At 41.4% G+C, this 22034-nt stretch carries 18 protein-coding genes; 15 read left to right on the top strand and 3 right to left on the bottom strand.

Annotated elements, in window-relative coordinates; genetic code table 11:
* The first annotated feature begins 47 nt into the window (after positions 1-47).
* Entirely contained in the window at positions 48-656 is a 609-nt protein-coding gene (gene yedF, locus ACZ5GY_RS05500; protein WP_464112078.1) for a sulfurtransferase-like selenium metabolism protein YedF, read from the top strand.
* An 18-nt stretch (positions 657-674) separates the two neighbouring features.
* Here yedF and ACZ5GY_RS05505 read toward each other — a convergent pair whose 3' ends face one another.
* The 3 genes from ACZ5GY_RS05505 to lepA are packed head-to-tail and all read right to left on the bottom strand — an operon-like array spanning position 675 to position 4187.
* On the bottom strand, positions 675-1247 hold the full coding sequence (locus ACZ5GY_RS05505; protein ID WP_464112079.1) for a hypothetical protein: 573 nt from the start codon (positions 1245-1247) through the stop codon (positions 675-677).
* A gap of 19 nt (positions 1248-1266) precedes the next feature.
* Positions 1267-2379 (bottom strand): radical SAM family heme chaperone HemW, encoded by a 1113-nt coding sequence (gene hemW, locus ACZ5GY_RS05510; protein ID WP_464112110.1) that lies wholly within the window; start codon positions 2377-2379, stop codon positions 1267-1269.
* The gene (gene lepA / locus ACZ5GY_RS05515; protein WP_464112080.1) at positions 2376-4187 is read right to left on the bottom strand and encodes a translation elongation factor 4; all 1812 of its coding nucleotides are present in this window, start codon (positions 4185-4187) and stop codon (positions 2376-2378) included. Before lepA ends, hemW begins: the two co-directional genes overlap by 4 nt.
* A gap of 268 nt (positions 4188-4455) precedes the next feature.
* Between lepA and purC the strand changes: the two genes are divergently transcribed.
* The 14 genes from purC (at position 4456) to ACZ5GY_RS05585 (ending at position 22005) form a co-directional block, all read left to right on the top strand.
* Positions 4456-5175, top strand: coding sequence for a phosphoribosylaminoimidazolesuccinocarboxamide synthase (purC, locus tag ACZ5GY_RS05520; protein WP_213690547.1), 720 nt, complete (start codon positions 4456-4458; stop codon positions 5173-5175).
* Positions 5176-5427: a phosphoribosylformylglycinamidine synthase subunit PurS gene (gene purS / locus ACZ5GY_RS05525; protein ID WP_213690548.1), complete on the top strand. Its 252-nt coding sequence runs from the start codon at positions 5176-5178 to the stop codon at positions 5425-5427.
* A gap of 4 nt (positions 5428-5431) precedes the next feature.
* Positions 5432-6136: a phosphoribosylformylglycinamidine synthase subunit PurQ gene (gene purQ / locus ACZ5GY_RS05530; protein WP_464112081.1), complete on the top strand. Its 705-nt coding sequence runs from the start codon at positions 5432-5434 to the stop codon at positions 6134-6136.
* A gap of 1 nt (position 6137) precedes the next feature.
* A complete protein-coding gene (gene purL, locus ACZ5GY_RS05535; protein ID WP_213690550.1) occupies positions 6138-8291 on the top strand; it encodes a phosphoribosylformylglycinamidine synthase subunit PurL in 2154 nt (717 codons plus the stop codon).
* Positions 8292-9665: an amidophosphoribosyltransferase gene (purF, locus tag ACZ5GY_RS05540; RefSeq protein ID WP_464112082.1), complete on the top strand. Its 1374-nt coding sequence runs from the start codon at positions 8292-8294 to the stop codon at positions 9663-9665. It begins immediately after the preceding gene.
* Positions 9649-10647: a phosphoribosylformylglycinamidine cyclo-ligase gene (gene purM / locus ACZ5GY_RS05545; RefSeq protein ID WP_213690552.1), complete on the top strand. Its 999-nt coding sequence runs from the start codon at positions 9649-9651 to the stop codon at positions 10645-10647. Before purF ends, purM begins: the two co-directional genes overlap by 17 nt.
* Complete coding sequence (gene purN / locus ACZ5GY_RS05550) at positions 10644-11249, top strand: phosphoribosylglycinamide formyltransferase (protein ID WP_213690553.1); 606 nt, start codon at positions 10644-10646, stop codon at positions 11247-11249. The genes purM and purN overlap by 4 nt, the downstream gene beginning before the upstream one ends.
* Positions 11236-12765 (top strand): bifunctional phosphoribosylaminoimidazolecarboxamide formyltransferase/IMP cyclohydrolase, encoded by a 1530-nt coding sequence (gene purH / locus ACZ5GY_RS05555; protein WP_213690554.1) that lies wholly within the window; start codon positions 11236-11238, stop codon positions 12763-12765. Before purN ends, purH begins: the two co-directional genes overlap by 14 nt.
* Positions 12766-12777: 12 nt before the next feature.
* Positions 12778-14592, top strand: a complete 1815-nt coding sequence (gene purD, locus ACZ5GY_RS05560) for a phosphoribosylamine--glycine ligase (protein WP_464112083.1) — start codon at positions 12778-12780, stop codon at positions 14590-14592.
* A 104-nt stretch (positions 14593-14696) separates the two neighbouring features.
* Positions 14697-15773: a hypothetical protein gene (locus ACZ5GY_RS05565; protein WP_464112084.1), complete on the top strand. Its 1077-nt coding sequence runs from the start codon at positions 14697-14699 to the stop codon at positions 15771-15773.
* A gap of 55 nt (positions 15774-15828) precedes the next feature.
* A complete protein-coding gene (locus ACZ5GY_RS05570; RefSeq protein WP_213695212.1) occupies positions 15829-16695 on the top strand; it encodes a GGDEF domain-containing protein in 867 nt (288 codons plus the stop codon).
* A gap of 20 nt (positions 16696-16715) precedes the next feature.
* Positions 16716-18248 (top strand): DUF2334 domain-containing protein, encoded by a 1533-nt coding sequence (locus ACZ5GY_RS05575; protein WP_464112085.1) that lies wholly within the window; start codon positions 16716-16718, stop codon positions 18246-18248.
* Positions 18245-19507: a glycosyltransferase family 2 protein gene (locus tag ACZ5GY_RS05580; RefSeq protein ID WP_464112086.1), complete on the top strand. Its 1263-nt coding sequence runs from the start codon at positions 18245-18247 to the stop codon at positions 19505-19507. The genes ACZ5GY_RS05575 and ACZ5GY_RS05580 overlap by 4 nt, the downstream gene beginning before the upstream one ends.
* Before the next feature lie 2 nt (positions 19508-19509).
* Positions 19510-22005 carry a cellulose biosynthesis cyclic di-GMP-binding regulatory protein BcsB gene (locus ACZ5GY_RS05585; protein ID WP_464112087.1) on the top strand — a complete coding sequence of 832 codons (2496 nt, stop codon included), beginning with the start codon at positions 19510-19512 and terminating at the stop codon, positions 22003-22005.
* The last annotated feature ends 29 nt before the right edge of the window (positions 22006-22034 follow it).

Below are 22034 nucleotides of genomic sequence, written 5' to 3' on the forward strand. Positions count from 1 at the left end.
CTTTGATGTTAAAACCATTGTACACGCTATAAAGGAGGAAACAAACAATGACAACAAAAATTGATGCCCGTGGCAAAGCATGCCCCCAACCTGTTATGATGACAAAAAAAGCTGTTGATAACGGAGCAAAAGATGTTACAGTCTTTCTTGATAACCCTGTAGCTGCGTCTAACGTACAACGTTTTCTATCAAAACAGGGATTTTCAGTATCACTTCGTGATGATAACGGCGATCTTATAGTAGAAGCACAGCTAACAGGCAACCTTTCCCAAGATTCTCAGGAAAAAGCTGCATCAGCTCAGGCAAAACCCTGCCCCGAAGAAAAAAATGCCATTTTTATTTCACATAATGTAATGGGTGGAGATGACAAAGAGCTAGGGGAAGTTTTAATTAAAGGCTTTTTAGGAACGTTGGCCCAGCTTGATGTTCCTCCGGCATATATAGCGCTTATGAACGAAGGCGTAAAACTGGCTCTTAAAGGAACCCCAACATGCGAACACCTTCAGGATATAGCGTCAAAAGGAACAACAATTCTCGTATGCGGAACATGCTCTAATCATTTCGGAATTACAGAAAAAATTGGTGTCGGAACAATTTCAAATATGTTTGAAATCACCGACACCCTATTAAAAGCCTCAAAAGTTATTTCAATGTAACTTTATTTCGTTTACAAATTACAAACGTAGCGGGAGAGAGTGAAACGTCATATCCAATAGGATAGACGCAGCCTCTTCCGCATTTTTATCAGGAGTCATATCCTCAAAGAGTTCTTCAAATTTCTCTATCTGAGGAATATATACAATGTCAAAATCCTTATCTGTATCATCCCTACAGGCAACTTCCGCTGTATCATCAAAAACAACCAGCCATCCGGGGAAGGCAATGCCCATTATTGTCCAATCAGCCTCAGGAACAGTGGAAAAACCCCCTATTGTTACAGAAGCATTCTGCATAAGCTCATCTTTTTCAATCCAAGCCCCAATATTTTCTGCATCTGAGCCCACTAAAAGAACCATCAACTCATCTTTATTATCAGCAGCATAAACTCTCACCATATGTTTCAGACAATAGGATACGGCACTTGAAACATCTGCCATGTGGTCTATAAATCTCATAAAATCTTCTTTCACCTTCAACTCGTATCCAAAAGGTGGTCTGCTTTTTTCTGCGTAAAATTTGGGGATCAAAAACAAGAGATGTTGAAAAAGATCTTCGTCAACGTCGGTAATTTTCAATAACCAATACAATATCCTCTTCCTTTCTTTATTAGATAATAAGTGACCATATGGAATTGGCCACACGCATACCTTTTCGAGAAAGGCTCAAAAAATCTCCCTTCCAACACAAACAATCTTCCGGAACATTTTCGAATTCAAAAAGAATAGAGTTAATAAGATCTTCTCCGTAACGTTCTTTAAAAGAAGGAATATGTATTCCTCGTGAAGTTCGCAATGCGAGAACAGCTGATTCTCTTCCGCTTTTTTCGAGAGCCAAGCGTTCTTTGCCCTCTACGGGAGAAATATTCATAGAGGCCCTTTTTAGGTATTCTGCTAGGGTTTTGACATTCCAAAAGCGGGTACCATCTATATATCCCCACGCAGAAGGGCCGAGAGGCAACACGTTTTTCTCAAACCAATATGCCTGATTATGTCGACATTCATATCCCGGTCGAGAGAAGCTTGCTATTTCATACTGGGAAAATCCACTTTTTTCCAAATACCATTGGGCCCATCTATAGTGAACATATCCATTCTGCACTCCAGATGGAGGATTTTTCCCCCAAACAGATCCTTCTTCTATTGAAAGTTGATATATGGAGATATGTGTTACTCCGGAATGAACCAGGTTGGAAAGAGAGGTATGCCACTTTCTTAAAGACTGGCCTGCAAGACCAAACATAAGGTCTCCACTTACGTGGAATCCGAAATGTAAAAGTCGATCAATAGCCCACAAAGCTCTTTTAGCTGTATGAGTTCGCTTCAACCACAAAAGCTCTTCATCACATAGACTTTGAACGCCTAAACTGACCCTTTTGACACCCCATCCCTTCCAAAGTTTCATATGTTCCTCTGTGAGGGAATCAGGATTAGCTTCCACAGAAATTTCTACATCGTTATTGACTCTAACATATCTCTGTAAAAGATCAATAAGCCTCTGCCATTGCTCAACAGAAAGGCAAGTAGGAGTTCCTCCACCTATATATATGGAAAGTGCCCTGGGTTTGTCGCCCAGATACACTTTCCACCATAATAATTCTTTTTCCAAAGCTGTTAGGTAGGCATCAATGTCATTTTTTGTGCCTCGCATACTATAAAAAGCACAATAGGGGCATTTTTGAAAACAAAAAGGAACATGAAGATAGATAAATAATGGTTCTATTGTTCATCATCCTCGTCAACTTTAAGAAATGCGAGGAAGGCTTCTTGTGGAATTGAAACTTTTCCCAACTGCTTCATTCTCTTTTTGCCTTCCTTCTGTTTCTCTAGCAACTTTCTCTTTCGAGAAATATCTCCACCATAACATTTTGCCAAAACATCTTTACGAAGAGCTTTTACATTCTGCCGTACAATAATACGTCGGCCCACTGAAGCCTGTATGGGAACTTCGAAAAGCTGTCTCGGGATAAGCTCCTTCAACTTTCTTACAACAGCTTGTCCTCTATGGAAAGCCGCATCTTTATGACAAATAAAGGAAAAAGCATCAGCAGCCTCACCACTAATAAGAACATCCACTCGCACAAGATCCGCTGCTTTTAATTCACGATATTCATAATCAAGAGAAGCAAAACCTCGCGTTTGAGATTTCAGTTTATCGTGGAAATCAAGAATGAATTCTGCCAGAGGCAAATCATATACAAGTCGAACACGTTCGGGGGAAAGATAATCCATCGACACAAATGTCCCGCGCTTATCCTGACAAAGCTGCATAACCTTACCTACAAATTCAGATGGAAGGAACATTGTCAAGCGAATAATAGGTTCTCTGACTTCTTCTATATCAGAAATATCAGGGAAGTCAGAAGGCCGATGAGCTTCTATAACAGTCTTCCCTTTTGTCGTTACTTCATATATTACGTTAGGCGCCGTAGCGACAAGCTCAACTCCAAATTCACGACGTAATCGTTCTTTAGCCACATCCATATGTAAAAGCCCCAAGAAACCACACCTGAAACCGAATCCGAGGGCTTCAGACGACTCTGGTTCGAAAGTTATGGATGAATCGTTCAATGTTAATTTTTCAAGAGCATCGCGAAGTTGAGGATAATCGTCTCTTTCTATTGGATAAAAACCGCAGAACACAACTGGTTTTACTTTTTTATACCCGGCCAAAGCCTTAGCAGCAGGTCTTTCATCATCAGTAATAGTATCTCCCACATGGGCTTCTGCAACTGTCTTTATATTTGCGATGACATATCCCACTTCTCCAGCCGAAAGACTCTCTACAGGTTCGAATAATGGTCTAAAAACTCCTACTTCTTCTATTTGATAGGAAGAGCCCGTTACCATAAAACGAACAGTCTGTCCCGCCTTGATTGTGCCATTGACAACTCGAACGTAGCAAATGACACCTCGATAATTATTGTAGACAGAATCAAAAATAAGAGCCTGCAATGATGCATTGGGATCGCCTTCAGGAGGTGGCACCTGCTCTATTATTCTTTCAAGAATTTCTTCAATTCCCGTACCTTCTTTAGCACTTGCCAGAATCGCATCAGTAGCATCGATTCCAACAATCTCCTCTATCTCTTTTTGCACCGCTTCAGGATGAGCCGATGGAAGATCAATCTTATTAACGACAGGAATAATCTCGAGTCCATGATCAACAGCCATGTAGGCATTTGCAACTGTTTGTGCCTCAACGCCCTGAGAAGCATCAACAACAAGTAACGCTCCTTCACATGATGCTATAGATCGAGACACTTCGTAAGTAAAGTCCACGTGTCCTGGAGTATCAATGAGATTTAAAATATAATTGTTGCCATCCTTACTTTTGTATTGCATTCGTACCGGAACAAGCTTAATGGTAATTCCTCGTTCTCGTTCTAAATCAAGAGAATCAAGAAGCTGTGCCTTCATCTTTCTTATTTCTACAGTACCCGTAGATTCAATAAGACGATCAGCCAGCGTTGATTTCCCATGATCGATATGAGCAATAATACAAAAATTGCGAATTCTTGAAAGATCCATATTTAAACTATTCCCTCCGCTTCTTCTTTTTCGAAGGCTTACTTTCTTCTCTGTCCAAGGGACAGAAGTATATCACATCACCTATATCGTACTGAGAAATTATACCTGAAAAGAAGCTTCAAACATATTCCCTTTATAAAGAGCAATAATCCATAATGTAAGGGAAAAACTTTTTATTTATTGTGTTCAAAACGACCCTATTATCATTGACATTTACAAGAGAAGGAATGATAATGTAAGCAACATAACCTTTCTGGAGGTGCCTCTTATGGAAAAAAGAGAGCTCTTGTACGAAGGCAAGGCCAAAAAAATGTACAGTACCAATGATCCAAATCTCATTCTTGTGGAATACAAAAATGACCTTACAGCATTTAATGCTCAAAAAAAAGATTCTATCGAAGGTAAAGGTTCACTCAATAACGCTATTAGCTCATCTCTTTTCACCTACATGAAAAATAACGGGATTCCTAATCATTTTGTTGAAAAAGTTGACGATACACATCAGATCGTCAAAAAAGTTAGCATCCTTCCCGTAGAAGTTGTCGTTCGAAATATAACGACTGGAACTTTATGCAAACGCCTCGGCGTTGAAGAAAACATCCACCTTCCGCATCCTCTTGTAGAGTTTTATTATAAGAACGATGAACTGGGAGACCCACTTATTCTTGAAGATCACGCAGAACTCTTCGGATGGGCTACAAGAGAACAGATTGTTTTTATGAAAGAAACAAGTTTAAAAGTAAACAAACTAATGAGCGCATATTTTGACTCTTTAAATATTATCCTCGTCGATTTCAAATTGGAATTTGGTGTTGATACAGAGGGGCAAATTATTCTTGCTGATGAGATGTCCCCTGATACATGCCGGTTCTGGGATAAGACAACTATGCAAAAGCTTGATAAAGATAGATTCCGCAAAGATCTCGGAGATGTTCTTGGCGCATACAGAGAAATCTGGCGTCGCGTATCAGAAAAGGAGGGCAAATAAATGTCATTTCTTGTAAAACTTCTCATTTATCCCAAAGAAGGCGTACTCGATACCCAGGGCAAGGCGGTAGCCAGCTCTCTTACATCTTTAGGCTATACAGCTTTAAAAAGCGTTCGTGTAGGTAGATATATTCAACTCTCTATCAATAGCGACACTGCAGAAGACGCCCGAAAGCAAGTAGAGAACATGTGCGATGATCTTCTTGTCAATTCACTTATAGAAGACTTTTCCATCATCGCAGTGGAGGCTTAGGGCCGTGAAAGCACAAGTTATTGTCTTTCCTGGAAGCAACTGCGACCAGGATGTCGTATATGCCCTCAGACATGTTGTGGGAGCCACAGTAGAAACCTTGTGGCACGGAGAGAAAGAGCTGCCTTCTGGCACTGATCTTGTCGTTTTACCTGGAGGATTCTCTTACGGTGATTATCTTCGTACTGGCGCTATAGCTTCCCTTTCTCCAATCATGGACGCCGTACACAAATATGCTGAAGAGGGAGGCCTTGTTTTAGGAATATGTAATGGTTTCCAAATTCTTACAGAAACTGGCCTCTTACCAGGTGCATTGCTCCCCAACAAAACTCTTCGCTTCATTTGTAAGCCATGCTATTTACGGGTAGAACGCAACGATTTACCCTTTACTCTCAATTATACGAAAGGTCAGATCGTTCAATTTCCCATAGCTCACCATGAAGGCCTTTTCTATCTTCCCGAAAATGAACTCAACGAATTGGAAAGAAATAATCAAGTTGTATTTCGTTACGCTTCGGTCAACGGGGAAGTTTCAGAAGAGCACACACCTAATGGAGCTCTGAACAATATTGCAGGAATTATAAATAAAAAAGGAAATATCCTCGGACTTATGCCACACCCTGAAAGAGCGAGCGAAAAACTTCTTGGCGGCGAGGATGGAGCACTCATGTGGCAATCAATCAATGCATGGATAAATAAGGCAGGTGTCTGATATGGATTATCGACTGGCTGGATTACGTGAAGACGAATATGAAGAAATGAAACGTGTTCTTGGCCGCGAACCCAACGAAAATGAACTCAGAATCATGGGGGTTATGTGGTCAGAACATTGCAGTTATAAATCGACGAAACACCTTTTGCGCAATTTCCCTACTAAAGGAGAAAAAGTAGTGTTAGGGCCTGGGGAAAATGCAGGCGTAGTTGATGTAGGTGACGGATGGGGAGCTGCTTTTAAAGCAGAAAGTCATAACCATCCATCAGCTGTTGCCCCTTACCAGGGAGCCGCTACCGGTGTTGGCGGAATTATCCGCGATATTCTCGCATTGGGTGCAAGACCGGCAGCTTCCATGGACGGACTCTTCTTTGGAGATCCTGAAAACAAGAGGACTCAAAACCTTTCTGAGGGAATCGTAGCCGGAATAGGCGGCTATGGAAACGCAGTCGGCGTTCCTACAGTAGGCGGGAAGACAGCATATGATACATGTTATACTGACAACCCTCTTGTTAACGCTTTTAATCTCGGTCTGGTTCGACTTGATCAGCTCGTTAGTTCACAGACAGCAAAGCCTGGCCTCCGCGTACTCATTCTTGGCTCAAAAACAGGACGCGACGGCATAGCCGGAGCAGCTTTTGCTTCTGCAGAGCTTTCTGATGATACGAAGTCAAGTCGCCCATCTATACAGATTGGAGACCCTTTCGCAGAAAAATTACTTATTGAAGCTTGTCTTGAGCTAAGAGATAAAAATCTAATCGTCAGTATGCAGGATATGGGTGCGGCAGGAATTACATCATCATCCAGTGAAATCGCCGCAAAAAGCGGTGTCGGCATGATTCTTCACTTCGATAAAGTTCCCCTTCGTGAAGAAGGAATGACTCCATGGGAAATAGCACTTTCCGAGTCACAAGAACGAATGTTGCTCATTATCGAGCCTGATGATTTTGACGAAGTCGCAGTAATCGCCAAAAAATGGGGACTCGATTGTACTGATATAGGAGAAACTGTTCCAGGTGATCAATATACTATTTTATGGGATTCAGAAATAGTTGCTCAAATGCCTGCTTCATTGATTGGCGATAAGTGTCCCGGCATTCACTGGCCTTCAAAACGTCCGGAAGACCTTGAAAAACGATGGGATTTTGAAATTGAGACCCTGCCATTACCAGAAGATTTCAATGAAACAGTTCTGAATCTCGTAACATCTCCATCTCTTTCTGACAAAAAATGGGTTTACGAACAATACGACCAGATGGTGCAGGTTAATACGGTTCAGGGCCCTGGCGCTCCTGTCAGCGTTATTAGAATAAAAGATTCTAAGCGCCTTGTTGCCATGGCTATGGAGTCGGATCCTTGGAAATGCTATCTTGATCCATATCGTGGCGGAGCTGAGACAGTGGCGAGATCAATCAGAGCCCTCGCCGTAGCAGGAGCTACCCCTCTCGGTTTGACTGACTGCTTGAATTTCCCCTCTCCAGAAAATCCCGAACAATATTGGGAACTGGAAGAAGTTGTTCACGGAATGTCTGACTGCTGCAAAGAGCTTGAATGTCCTGTCGTTTCAGGAAATGTAAGCCTCTATAATGAAAGTTCCACTCAGCGAATTCTCCCCACACCTGTTGTAGGGACTGTAGGGGTTATAGATACTCCAGAACATTACCTCCGAAGTGGCGCTTGGCAGGAAGGCGATCATCTTTTCCTTGTCGGTGCTATGAATGCGCCGTTGAATGGAAGCCAATATCTTCTGCGCACCACTGGAAAAAATCAGGGACGTCCATTGCCCTTTACTCCAGAAACAGAAAAAGATTTTCGTGATAGAGCTCTTAAGGTAGCCCATGAGGAATTAGCTCATAGCGGTCGTCCTTTAGCTGGTGGAGGCCTTGCCGTAGCATTGGCAAAAGAAGCAATCATGACAGGAATCGGTGCCGCCATGAAGATGTCTTTCCCCACCCGTCTCGATGTATTTTTATTTGGAGAAGGAACTCCTCGGGCTATTTATGCCGTTCCTTCAAACAAAGTTGTTCAGTTCCGTCTTATATGGAATGGTTTCCCCTTTGTTGAGCTGGGAAGGATTGGTGGAAACTACCTTACACTTGAAAATATTTTTGATCTTCCCGTTCCCGTTCTTACAGAAAAATGGGAGGGTCGTTAAATGTGCGGAATCTTCGGCGCTTACACTAAAAACGGAGGCCCCGTTCTCGAAGATGTCTATTTAGGCCTCTATGCTCTTCAGCATAGAGGGCAAGAATCTGCAGGAGTGGCCTGGGTAGACGAAAACAATGCAGTACGAACACAAAAGGGAAGCGGGCTTGTCCATTTAGCCCTTGACCAGAGTGAACTTGCAAAGATAGACACTCGATGTGCAATTGGTCATGTTCGCTACTCCACTGCCGGTGGTTCCGATCCTCGAAATATACAACCTTTAACCGCTAGTAACTCAAAAGGTTCTGTAGCTGTTTCTCATAATGGAAACATAACGAATGCTGAAGCGTTAAAACAATATTTAGAGAATAGGGGCTCTATCTTTCAGTCTCTCACAGATACAGAGGTGCTTCTGCACCTAATGGCTCATCAGCCCCATAAACCAACTATTGACGCCTTTGTCGATTCGTTACGACGACTTAGAGGGGCGTACTCTCTGGCAATGATCTTAGAGGGAAAACTTGTAGCTGCAAGAGATCCCTGGGGATTCCGTCCCCTTTCAATAGGTCAGCGTGACAATATTATTTATGTCTCTTCTGAAACTTGTGCGTTAGATCTTGTTGGGGCTCAATTAGTTCGGGAGGTTTCTCCTGGTGAAGTTGTTGTCATAGATAAAGAAGGAATCCATAGCATTAAAATTCCTGTACAGACAAAACGACATTACCAGTGTTCTTTCGAGTACGTCTATTTTGCTCGTCCTGACAGTATTATTGCAGGTCGTTCTGTTTACGCCGTCCGTAAAGCGTTGGGGCATTGCTTAGCAAAAAGAGCTCCTTGTCCGAGCGCTGATATGGTTACAGGAATGCCAGACAGCGGAACTATTGCTTCTATGGGATTCGCTGAAGGTAGTACTATTCCTTATGAAAAAGCTATTGTTCGTAACCGCTACGTTGGACGTACTTTCATTGATCCGACACAACGGGTAAGAGAACTTGGCGTACGTATAAAATTAAACCCAATCTGCAATCTTATTAAAAACCGTAAATTGGTTGTCATCGACGATTCCATCGTTAGAGGGACAACAAGTCAACGAATTATCGCCATGATTCGTGACGGAGGAGCAGATGAAGTTCACGTACGTATCTCTTCTCCACCTGTATGTTTCCCCTGTTATTACGGCATAGATACGCCCAGCAGGGTGGAGCTGGCAGCAGCTCGAATGGAAATAGAGGAACTTCGTAAAATTATTGGGGCCGATTCTCTCGAATATATTACCCAAGAAGATCTTATCAATGCGATAGGATTGCCCCGAAATGAATTATGTACTGCCTGTTTTACAGGAGAATATATGGAAGGAGACACACAGGATGAGCTTGAGTTATAAGGAAGCCGGAGTTGATATTGACGGTGGCAACAAATGGGTTAAAACCATTGGCCGTATTATGTCATCTCTGCCTAAAAATCCGAACGTAGTGGGTGGAATCGGCGGTTTCAGCGGCCTCTACAAGATAAATGATGACATTCTCCTTGCTGGATGTTGCGACGGAGTGGGAACAAAACTTGAGGTTGCCAAACTTGCATCTGATTACAGCGGACTTGGTCAAGACCTCGTTGCCATGAACGTTAACGACCTCATTACATGCGGAGCCCAGCCTCTCTTCTTTCTTGATTATATTGCGTGCGGTCGTCTCAATGAGACCGTTCTTGAACCTATTGTCAAAAGCGTTGCCGAAGCTTGCGAGGAAAGTACATGTGCCCTACTTGGAGGAGAAACGGCAGAAATGCCCGACGTATATCCCGAAACAGGCATAGACCTCGCAGGTTTTGCCGTCGGAATGGTTTCCCCTAAAGATGTAATAGATGGGCACAATGTAGAAGAAGGAGACGTGCTTGTCGGCCTTCCGAGTTCCGGCGTTCACAGCAATGGTTATACTCTTGTAAGAAAAGTCCTTTTAGAAGGCGAAAATGCCCTATCGATAGACGTTACGCTTCCAGAGCTTGGAGAGCCTCTTTCGAAAGCTCTTCTTCGCCCTACTCGCCTCTACCCTAAAATTGTTATGAAAACCGTTAAAAAGGCACCAATTCATGGTATGGCCCATATAACGGGAGGCGGACTTGAGGAAAACATACAGAGAGTTCTTCCCTCAGGTTTAACGTTACACGTCGACTTTTCATCGTGGAAACGTCCTGCTATTTTTGAGGTTATAGCCAATGCAGGTGTTGAAGAAAAAGAAATGCGTCACGTATTTAACCTTGGAATTGGATATACATTTATTCTTCCTGCCTCAGAAGCTGATGACTTTATGAAGATATTGACTGAGGAAGGAGAACATCCCGTACTATTCGGTGAGGTTTGTCGGTCATGACTCGTGTAGCCATCCTCATTTCTGGAACTGGCACGAATATGGCAACAATACTCAACAAGATTAACAAAGGCGACCTCCCATGTGATGTTGCTTTTGTTGCAAGTGATAATCCGAATGCCGGAGGACTTCACTATGCAGAGAGCATAGGCGTAAAAACAGTTGTTCTTCCTTACAAAGCGCAATCAAGAGAAGATGCGGAAGAATTTTTGCACGAACTTTGCATTTCCGAACATATTGAATGGATCGTTCTTGCTGGTTTCATGAAAATTCTCTCGTCAAAATTTGTGCGTCGTTGGGAAAATAAAATTGTTAATATACATCCGGCTTTGCTGCCTTCTTTCCCGGGAACAAATGGGATAAAAGATGCTTGGGATTATGGGGTAAAAATCACAGGTGTTACAATCCATTTAGTCGACCATGGTGTTGACTCTGGAATTATTCTGGCTCAAAAGGCAGTACCCATTGAAAATCAAGATACTCTTGAAAGTCTCACCGTGAAAATACATGAGACAGAGCATTTATTATATTGGAAAACTCTGAAAAAACTTTTTGAAGGTTCATATTCTTTTTGTGAAAGGAGATCTATCGATGGCTGCAACTAAAAGAGCCCTTATCTCTGTTTTTGACAAAGAGGGCATTGAAGAATTTGCTAAAAGCCTCGTAGAAAGAGGTTGGGAAATTGTTTCAAGTTCTGGAACCGCTAAAAAACTTCGTGAAGCTGGACTTGAGGTTATTGAAGTTTCAGATCTTACAGGTTTTCCCCATATTTTAGGTGGACGAGTAAAGACACTCCATCCCCTTATCTCTGGAGGAATTCTCGCACGTCGCCATTTAGAAAGCGACTTAAAGGATGTTGAGAACTTTAAAATTCCTCTTATCGATATGGTGGTTTGTAACCTCTATCCATTCGAAGAAGTTGCAAAAAAGGGAGCAACCATTGATGAGCTTCTTGAGAATATAGACATTGGTGGCGTTACACTCATTCGTGCCAGCGCAAAGAATTATCCTCACGTTATTATTCTTACTGATCCGTCAGACTATAAAGCGGTGCTTGATGAACTTGATGCGGAAGGTTGCGTACGCACAGCAACACGCCAAAAACTGGCTCTTAAGGCATTTGCCCATACTGCCACCTATGATGGAACAATCACAGAAGGTCTCTCTGCAGAAATTGGCGTAGAAAAAGAATTACATGAGGAACTCAACTTCTCCTTGAAGAAAAAGCAGGAGCTTCGTTACGGAGAAAATCCTCATCAGAAAGCTGCGTTATATACACCCGCACTGAAAGAATTGCCTTGGGAGCAACTTTCTGGTAAACCTCTTTCCTACAATAATATACTTGACTTGGATTGCGCCATGAGAGGTGCTTCCCTTTTACAGGATGCGCCTGGAGCTCTTGTTATAAAACACACAACTCCATGCGGAATGGCATATGGAGCTACAATAAAGGAAGCTTATGAAAAAGCCTTCAGATGCGACTCTCTCTCTGCCTTTGGAGGAGTTGTCGGCCTTTCCCGTCCTCTTGATATGGAAACGGCCCTTGTTATTTCTGAACACTTCACAGAGGTAATCCTCACTCCTGATATTGACGAAGATACTCTTAACTATTTCAAAGAGAAAAAACCTTCTTTACGTATTTTAAAGTGGCAGGGCGGCAGAGTCCTTCCATGGCAAATCACAAGTACGTGGAGCGGCTTCCTCATGCAGGAAGACATGTTACCTCCCCTTCCAAATCCTGATAAAGGCACATGGATTGGAAAACGTCGTGATGATCTGTGGAATGACATGCTTCTGGCATGGAAAGTTGCAGCTCTTTCAAAGAGCAATTCGGTTGCTATTGTTAAAGATAAAGAAGCAGTCGGCATTGGCATGGGTTTCTGCAGCCGCGTTTTCGCTGTTGATTTTGCTACACAGCAGGCACAAGAAAAAGCGCAGGGAGCAGTTATGGCCAGTGACGCATTCTTCCCCTTCGCAGATGGCGTAGAAGCAGCTGCTAAAGCTGGGATTGTAGCTATTATTCAACCAGGTGGCTCAGTACGAGACGAAGAAGTTTTCAAGAGAACCGAAGAATTAGGCTTAAGTATGTTTATCAGTGACTGGCGAACATTCCGTCATTAAGGAGTGAGCTCTATGAACTTTCTCGTTATAGGAAGTGGCGGCCGGGAACATGCTCTTGTGTGGGCTCTATCACAATCGCAACATGTAGAGACGATACACGTCGCTCCAGGAAATGCAGGGATGTCAAATCTTGCCACCTTGCATAAAGTTGACGTGTCAAATAACAATGACCTGCTCTCTTTAGCAAATTCACTTCATCCTGATGTGATCATCATTGGCCCCGAGGTTCCGTTGGTCAATGGGGCCGCAGATGTTTTAAGAGAAAATGGATTTACCGTCTTTGGTCCCGGTTCTAAAGGTGCTCAACTGGAAGGAAGCAAAATCTTTGCTAAACAGTTCATGTTGCGCAACGCTATTCCTACAGCACCTTTTGATGTTTGTACTACTGTAGAAGAAGCCCAGAAAGCCCTGGATAAACGCACTGCCCCATTTGTTGTTAAAGCAGATGGTCTGGCAGCAGGTAAGGGCGCATTTGTCTTAAAGACAAAAGAGGATGCTTTGACAACAGTCTCCAATCTCCTTGTGAAAAAAGAACTTGGAGTATCAGGAGAAAAGATCGTTGTAGAAGACTTTATGCCCGGCCTTGAATTAACGGTACTTTGTATCAGCGATGGGAAAAGTTACCGCATTCTGCCTTGCAGCCAGGACCATAAAAGAGTCTTTGATAACGATGAAGGTCCCAATACTGGCGGAATGGGTGCGTATTCTCCTGTACCATGGGTGGGGAAAGAATTGCTTCAGAAAATTGAAGAAAAGATCATTCTTCCTACCTTTAAGGGGCTTCAATCTGAAAAAATTCCGTTCTGCGGTATTCTCTATTTTGGGCTTATGATAGATAACAATGGATCTCCTCGGGTTGTAGAATACAACGTTCGTTTCGGTGATCCTGAAGCGGAAGTCATTTTACCGCTTCTTAGCGTAGATTTCGCAGAGCTTATAAATGCCTCTTGCAATGAAGAACTTGATACATTGCCTGAAATAGTTTCTGCAAAGTGGGCTGTTGATGTTGTCATGTCTTCAGGCGGCTATCCTGGTCCATACACAAAAGGCCTACCCATAACGGGGCTGGATAAGGTAGCCAAGACAGATAACGTTATGGTCTTCCATGCTGGAACAGCTCTGAACGAAAAAGGAGAAATAGTTACTGCTGGAGGAAGAGTTCTGAATGTAATAGGTATTGGTGATACTTTAGATGAGGCTTTGAAACGATCGTATGACAGTGTTGCCAAGATACATTTCGAAGGAGCCCATTATCGTAACGATATAACGGCTAAAGCCAGACGAGGAGTGATCAGCATGAATGCGCAAACACCCCGCGTTGGAATTGTGTTAGGATCGAAATCGGATCTGCCTGCAGCCCATAAAGCGGCAGACATCCTTAAACAATTTGAAATTCCCTTTGAAGTAACCATCGCTTCTGCTCACAGAACGCCTGAAGATGCTGCAAAATACGCATCTCTGGCAGAAAAAAGAGGCATTGAGGTTCTTATTGCTATGGCTGGATTATCAGCAGCGCTCCCTGGAGTACTTGCTGCTCATACGCTTCTGCCAGTTATAGGTGTTCCTATCTCAGCTGGAACCCTAGGCGGATTGGATGCCCTTCTTTCCATAGCCCAAATGCCTCCTGGTGTACCTGTAGCAGCGACCGGAATAGATGGCGCTAAAAATGCTTCTCTCATGGCTATTCGCATTTTAGCCCGTCAAGATGACCACGTAAAAAATAAGCTTTCTTTATATATGAAAGAGGAAGCACAAAAAATCCAACAGGGCAGAGAAAGTATTGTTGATTTGCCAGTTGCCCCTTCAGATGCATTCGCAGAAAATTAGTTTAGAATACATATAAAGACATATCATAACTCAGGAGTTCTTCTCCTGAGTTATGATATGATTAATGGCTATTTCTAAATCTTTTTTATAAGGTGAGAACCCCTATGAAAAGACTTAAAATGTTAATCTTGAATTGTATATGCCTTTCTATGTTTTTATGTAATCCAGCCTATGCAAATAATATTGTGTTGCCATCACCCGACTGGGGGCCTGCTGTTGAAATAGGCCTGGAACGTGTTCTTCGCGCCCCTAATGGGCTTCTCTATACGCGCAACGATAAGAAAACCTTTCTTTCAGAAACTCATTCCCTTGAAATGGAACTTGCTGCTCTGCGTGGAGACCTGAAACGATTTAAAACACAAGTTTCGCTTATGCAAAAATATTTCGTTTCTCCCAGTGGACTTCTGGCGTGGGAACTCTCATCTACAGGAAAAAAAGCGACATCAAACGCAAGTATAGATGACCTCCGAACATGTTACGCCCTGCTTCTTGCAGATGAACTATGGCCAAAAGAAAACTTTAAAAAACCTCTTATAACTTTGGCCGAAAAAATACGAATATACAACACTGAAAATGACACCTTACTCGACGGAGCTTCATGGAAACAATCCTGGTTTAAACCTCTTACAATCACTAAAAATACAAATGAATTGACTCTCTCATACGCAGATTTGCGCGCTATGAAGATGTTAGCAAAAGATGATGAAAATTGGCTTCCTATACTTGTCAAAACATCTGGTTTCGTCATAACAGGGCTTTTCCTTGAAGATAAAAATGCGTGGGGATATTCCTTTGAAAAAAAAGAATTCACTTATAATGAGGAAAACCTCATAAATACAATGCTTCACCTACACTTCTTATCGTCAATTGGAATAATTCCTACATCATATGGGAGAAAATACGCTATCGAACTTCTCTCTACTGGGAAAATTACAGATAAAAGCGGCAATGAAAATATTACTGTTTACGCCCTTGCCTCTCTTTTTTTAAAAGACTGCGGTTTTGATGAAGCTGCCGAAAAAGCATATTCTAAATTGAGCGATTTCATTATTAATGAAGGCAAATATAAAGGTCTCTTAGGATACGAACAAGAAGACAAAACGCAAACTGTCTGGGCTTTTGATAACCTTATTGCTCTCATTGCCAGGGAGTTGCTTTACAAAATAAAAATATCCATGTAAAATCTTTTAATAATATGTTAAGAATATTTTATAAAAATATAAGGGGGGATATCCCTTGACAGGGCAAACCCAGATATACAAGAAGCGTTTACTGCTCTTTGCGTTTGCGATCTTTATTGGTTTTTCTGTCGTAATGACGTGGTTTTTCATTAACTATGCCATCCCCTTTGAAGATTATGTTATGACTCTTCTTGCAGCAACTGCTCTTTTCATCGGATCGATCTGTGGCAGTACCACCTCGCTCATATTTTCTCTTGTCATCCTCTTCCTTTATGGGAGTTTTAAGGTTGGTTTTGCCTTATGGAGGCAGAATCAAATGCCTGTTGATGCTTCTCGTCTCTTTTGGCTTCTTATCGTTCCCTTTGGTGGATATGTGGGTGGTGGCTTAGAGAAAATTATTTCAGATATAACTGAACGGCTGACAATTCTCTCTACACAAATTGATTCTCTTGTGGTCATTGATGAACAAACTGGTCTTGAAACATCAAAACGTTTTGCCTTCCGTATGAATGAAGAGTTGGCCAGACAAAAAAGATATGGGGGATACTTCTCCATTCTGCTTGTTAAAGTTGCCTTTCTAAAAGAATTAACAGATGTACACGGAGAAAGAACAAAAGGACTCGTTATACGTAACGTTGCTCAAATATTGAAGTCTAGTAAAAGGACAGAAGATCTTCTTGCACGAATAGATGAAGCAGAATTCGCATTTTTGCTGCCTAATACAGAAAGGGAAGGAACTGATATTTTCGCAGAACGTATTCGGCAAAAATTGCAATATGTAGATATCGCACTGGGAGAAAATGACTTTAGGCGTATTCGATTAACACCACAAACGGGAAGTGCTGTTTGTCCGGCAGATAGTCAAGAGTATGTCTCTTTAATGACATTAGCACGTAAAGAGTACGAGTATAGTCATCATTAAAAAATGAAATTAATAAAAGTATGAAAAAATATATATTGCTTCTTTTAATGGGATGTGTGATTTTTCTATTTTTTGCTTTCCCCCTTTACGGGGCGCCTTATCAGGTTACTGTTCTTTATGACGAACCTGAAAGAGATAGTGCTATGTTTGTTGCCAACTTATTAGGCCATTTTGAATACGTAAATATAACAATGAACACGTTACAAAAAACAGCAGCAAAAACATTACACGAACCTGATGTCATCTTTTATGTATCGAGCATAGACTCAAATTCTCCATCAATCGAAATTCAAAATATTCTTCGCTCAAGAGAGAAAACAACCTGTTATGTTGGAACACATCGTTGGCTTGGAACGAGTACTACTCCAATAACAACGACACATATAACGTATAAGGATATACGTTTCAGAGAGACGTTATTTCGCATGTATCCTCTTCAATTGGGAAATGAATGGGAAGTACTTTCAACGCTTGATGACGGAGAGCAGCTTATACCCTATGTTGCACGTAAGGGGAATACATGGATTTTTCAAGGCGTAGCTACGTCCGGAATAAGCTATCTTATATTTGCTGATCTTTTACATGACGTTTTGGGGATTCCTCATGCTCACGTGAAGAAGGCAATGGTTCGTCTTGAAGATTTAAATCCATCATATTCTGGAGAAAGCTTAAAAAAATTACGACAAACTATAGACTACCTCACATCAAACTCTGTTCCTTTTGCCATGGCGGTTTATCCTGTTTTTGTAACTCCAGAATCTAAATATGCAATACGGCTTGTTGATAATAAACCGTTTTTAGAAACATTAAAGTATGCTGTTGAGCATGGCGGAACGATAATTATGCATGGGACATCACACCAATATAAGTGGATATCTGGAGAAGGCTCAGAATTTTGGGATATATCTGTAGATCGTCCTATACCCAATGAAAGAAAATACTTTCACGAACGCATGCAATACGGACTTTGGATATTTCATCAGGCAGGGTTACAGCCAAATTACTTCGAAGCACCTCACTATAACTTTCCTCTTTCATTGCAAGAAGAGTTAGTAAATTACTTTAACACTATTGCTGGAGAGCTTATGGTTAACAATAAAACATATCAAACAACACAAGCTTTTCCATATATTATAAGGAAAACAGTGTCAGGGCTTAGCGTTCTGCCAGAACAAGTTGGATATATAGCTTCAGGAACCCAGCTTCTTTCATTGAAAACTATTGAGGAAAAGGTGCGTATTATTACATCTATCGTGCGCGATCCCTTTATCTGCTTCTTTTATCATCCTTATTTAGCGGGCGATGAGTATTTAAAGGAACTCATACCTTTTATTAGAAATATGGGATACAGTTTTGTCGATACAGGAACCATGGGAGCCAAACTGTTATATACGCCTAAAGAAGTGCCAGATTTATGGCCTGTTCCTCCTTCTGATGCACGAAAAATGCTTTGGGCATGGTTCCCTCTTATAGCAGGAGGGATAACAGCTTTCATCTTACTTTTTGTGTATGTTCGCCTTACCAGACGGCGGAGAAAGGATCTTTTTAAATGACACTAATAGACGGCGTTTTTTTGTTCAGTCTTATCGTTATATGGACAATGCTTCTTTACCATGCCGTGCTGTCATTTAGCGGCTACAAATATTCGGTGCGCGCAGAACGAGAAAAATGGCACTTCGATTCGACAAAAGCAGAAAACCTACCTTATGTCTCTATACTTATTCCAGCACATAATGAAGAACTTGTTATAGAAAAAACACTTATAGCTATAGGACGACTTGAGTATCCTAAACATTTGCTCGAAATTATTTGCCTAAACGATAACTCCACAGACAGAACAGGCGAAGTAGCCAGAAAAGCCGCGCGGAGCATTGGCCCTTATGTGGAAGTCGTTGATGTTCCTGAAGACAGAGGTAAAAAAGGGAAATCGGCCGTTTTAAATTATGGATTAGAGGTCGCACAGGGAGAAGTTATCGCCGTTTACGATGCTGACAATACTCCTGAGAAAAATGCTCTTCTCTACCTTGTGCGCAATCTCATAGAAGATAGAGCACGTCTCGGTGCTGTTATCGGTAAATTTCGTACGCGGAATAAAGATCGTAATTTATTAACACGCTTTATCAATCTTGAAACCATTTTCTTTCAATGGACAACTCAAGCAGGACGTTGGAAATTATATAAACTCGCTACAATTCCAGGAACAAACTTTGTAATATGGAAAGATCTTATACAGTCTCTTGGAGGCTGGGATGAACGAGCTCTTACTGAAGATACGGAACTTTCTATACGTATCTATCTTCGTAAAAAAGCAATAAAAATGGTTCCTTACGCTATAACATGGGAAGAAGAACCATCGTTGTGGAGAGTGTGGTTTAAACAAAGAACCCGATGGGCACGAGGAAATATTTATGTTCTGAAAAAATACTTCTTTCCTCTTTTGTTTGAAGGCCAATGGAAACTTTTTTTCGATATGCTTTATCTCTTTATGATCTACTTTCTTTTCTTAACAAGTCTCACGGCTTCTTTATGCATCTTTATTTTGGGAATCTCTGGTTTGAGCCGAATTAATCTACAAGGTCCATTCAATGCACTATGGGCTCTTTCCACTCTTCTATTTGTTGTAGAGCTTTCAATAACACTTACGGCGGAACCAGGAGAAGATCGTCTCAAAAACATCTTTTTAGGATTTTTAATGTATTTTTCTTATACGCAACTTTGGCTTTTAGTAATGTTCAATGCCTTGTTCCACCCATTAATAAAAATATTTAAAAAAGAAGAAACCTTCTGGCACAAGACTGAAAGGACGGGATAAACATGAAACGAATAACAACTTTTATATGCTTCATATTGGTATTTTTATTCGTTTTAACACCACAAGCGAAAGCAGAAATAACAAACGTCCGTTGGGGAATTCATACAGGAGGTATTCGCCTCGTCATTGATATGAACAGACCAGCTTCGTATTCTTTTACACAGAATGCTAATCAGATTACTCTTACAATAGCAGATGGACTTTATCGCCCCTTCACTGGTCAGCTACCCTCCCCGGCCCGTTCCTTCTCTGTTCAAGGAACAGCTGGAGAAACCAAAGCTACGATTTTTCTTTTGGAGCGAAATCTTTCTGTAAATCACTATATCCTTAAGAATCCAGATCGCATTGTTGTAGATATTCGAAAAATAGACTATACGCCTCCCAAACAACCTATAGCAGAGGTAGAGGTAGCCGAAGCAGAAAAAAAAGCAGTTTCAATAACTGATGAAGCTGTTGATAAAGATTCAATAGTAACTAACCACGTACTCCAGCACCATACTGGAATATTACTTCCTCCTGGAGAGAGTCTTAATACTGTTTTAGCAGTAGAAGACATTCCCATGCACATAATCTTCAGCGGAACAACCCTTTACTTCAACCTCCCTGCAAACTGGAAAGCTCTGGAAGGATCATATCTGGAGCTTATTACAAGCCACTCTGAAATACTCGATACAGATATTTCCAGTCTTACTGTAACACTTAACGGACGTAGAACTACAACATTACGTATGAAAGATATTAACCAATGGAAAGGGATCTCAAAAATTCCTCTCGATCCCGATAGCATGGTAGAGGGAGTCAATTCGCTTACAATAGATGCTATGCTACATTCTAATCAAGATAGATGCTCAAATGTAAATAACCCAGGAAACTGGTTGCGAATTCATAGAGAAAGCCTGGTTCATCTTAAATATGTACCGTCTGTAGAATTAGCCCTTAATCAATTCCCGGCTCCTTTCTTTGAACCAGAAAACTATCAGATGGACAATACCCTTATTGTTCTTCCAGATGCGCCATCAAGTCTTGAAATTCAAGCAGCTGTAGACCTTATCTCAAGTTTCACTCACAATGTACCTTTTAAGGATTTTTACCCCTTAATAGTAACAATGAGTGATGTAACTCGAGATATCGCAATGAAACATCACATTTTATATTTAGGAAATGAAGACCGTTTCACACAAGAGCTGTTAAATACATTCGGTTCAACCCAAAAACTTGAAAAGGGGAATGTTTTTGCCTCTGTGTTTTTGAATAAAGAAGCCTTCGGACGTATGCTTATTACAGCTGGGAATGGAGAAGATCTTTGCTTCGCCGTACAAGCATTGTTAACACCTGAAACACGCAAACAAATGCTTGCCTCCGCATTGGTCATTCCAACGTCATTACCTCTTCCCAAGACAATAGACGTTCCTCGTGACGTTGCAGATGTCAGTCTAGTCGATATAGGACGAAGCGATGTTGTATTTCGTGGAATTTTACAACATCAAGAGACAGTAAATTATCAGATTCCACCTAACTGGAAAATTAAGGGGAACCCTATTCTAGTTCTTATGTTCCGCCACGCCCCAAATCTGGAAGGGAAAAAATCAGCTCTTGAAGTTGATGTAAACAATGTTCCAATGAAAGGAGTCGCTCTTACTCCTGAAAATGCAAATGACGGGCGTCTATCTGTTCCGATTCCGGCAGAGAGATTGAATAATGGTTTCATCTCTTTCCAGTTGAAAAGTTATCTTGATATAGACATTCCAGATTGCACAAAACGCTTTATGGAGAGTGCATGGCTAACTATCGATAGAAACTCGTATCTACATATTCCTCACGACATCGTACCTTTGACAGCACGACTTTCCAACATGCCTTACATATTAGACGGGAAAAGAGAGCTAACTATCTACACAGAAAAAGAACCCACAGGCAAAGAGCTTTCCGCGCTTTCTGTTATTCTTTCTGCATGGCAAAGAACATTGCCGTGGAAAGTAGTATTTCATATCAAATCATTTGACGAATGGACAGCAGGAAACAATGAAGAGAATCAGTTGCTGCTTGTTTCTGTAGCGACATTGCATGAAAAAGGCGTTCCTCTTCCTGTTGGGTACGATCCGGAAAAAGAAGAAATTCTCTCTGGTGAGAAAATCCCAGTGCTTCCTGCATTTGCAAACCAAAGTGCACTTCTTTCATTAACTAAACAAAATGGAGGCATTCAAATTATTTCCACATGGAATCATAGAATGCCTACAACTGTATCTTTCAGACAGGCCCTTTTAGATTGGAATATCGATGGGGACGTTGCATTTATATCCCCCATTGGTGATGCAATTCCTTTCTTCACCTCTATAACCGAGGAAAAAATAGAAGAAAAGCCTACTCTTTCTTTCTGGCAAAAGGTACTCCTTCTCTTCTCGTCTGATCGAAACTATCTTGGAATCTTTACTCTTGTAGCAGTAGCCATAATGTCAATACTCCTCATTACTCTCTTTGCGCGAATACGACGGAAATAAGAGCATGTAAAGGATATTTCTGGGGGATG

It is taken from the genome of Aminobacterium thunnarium, from assembly GCF_055390565.1.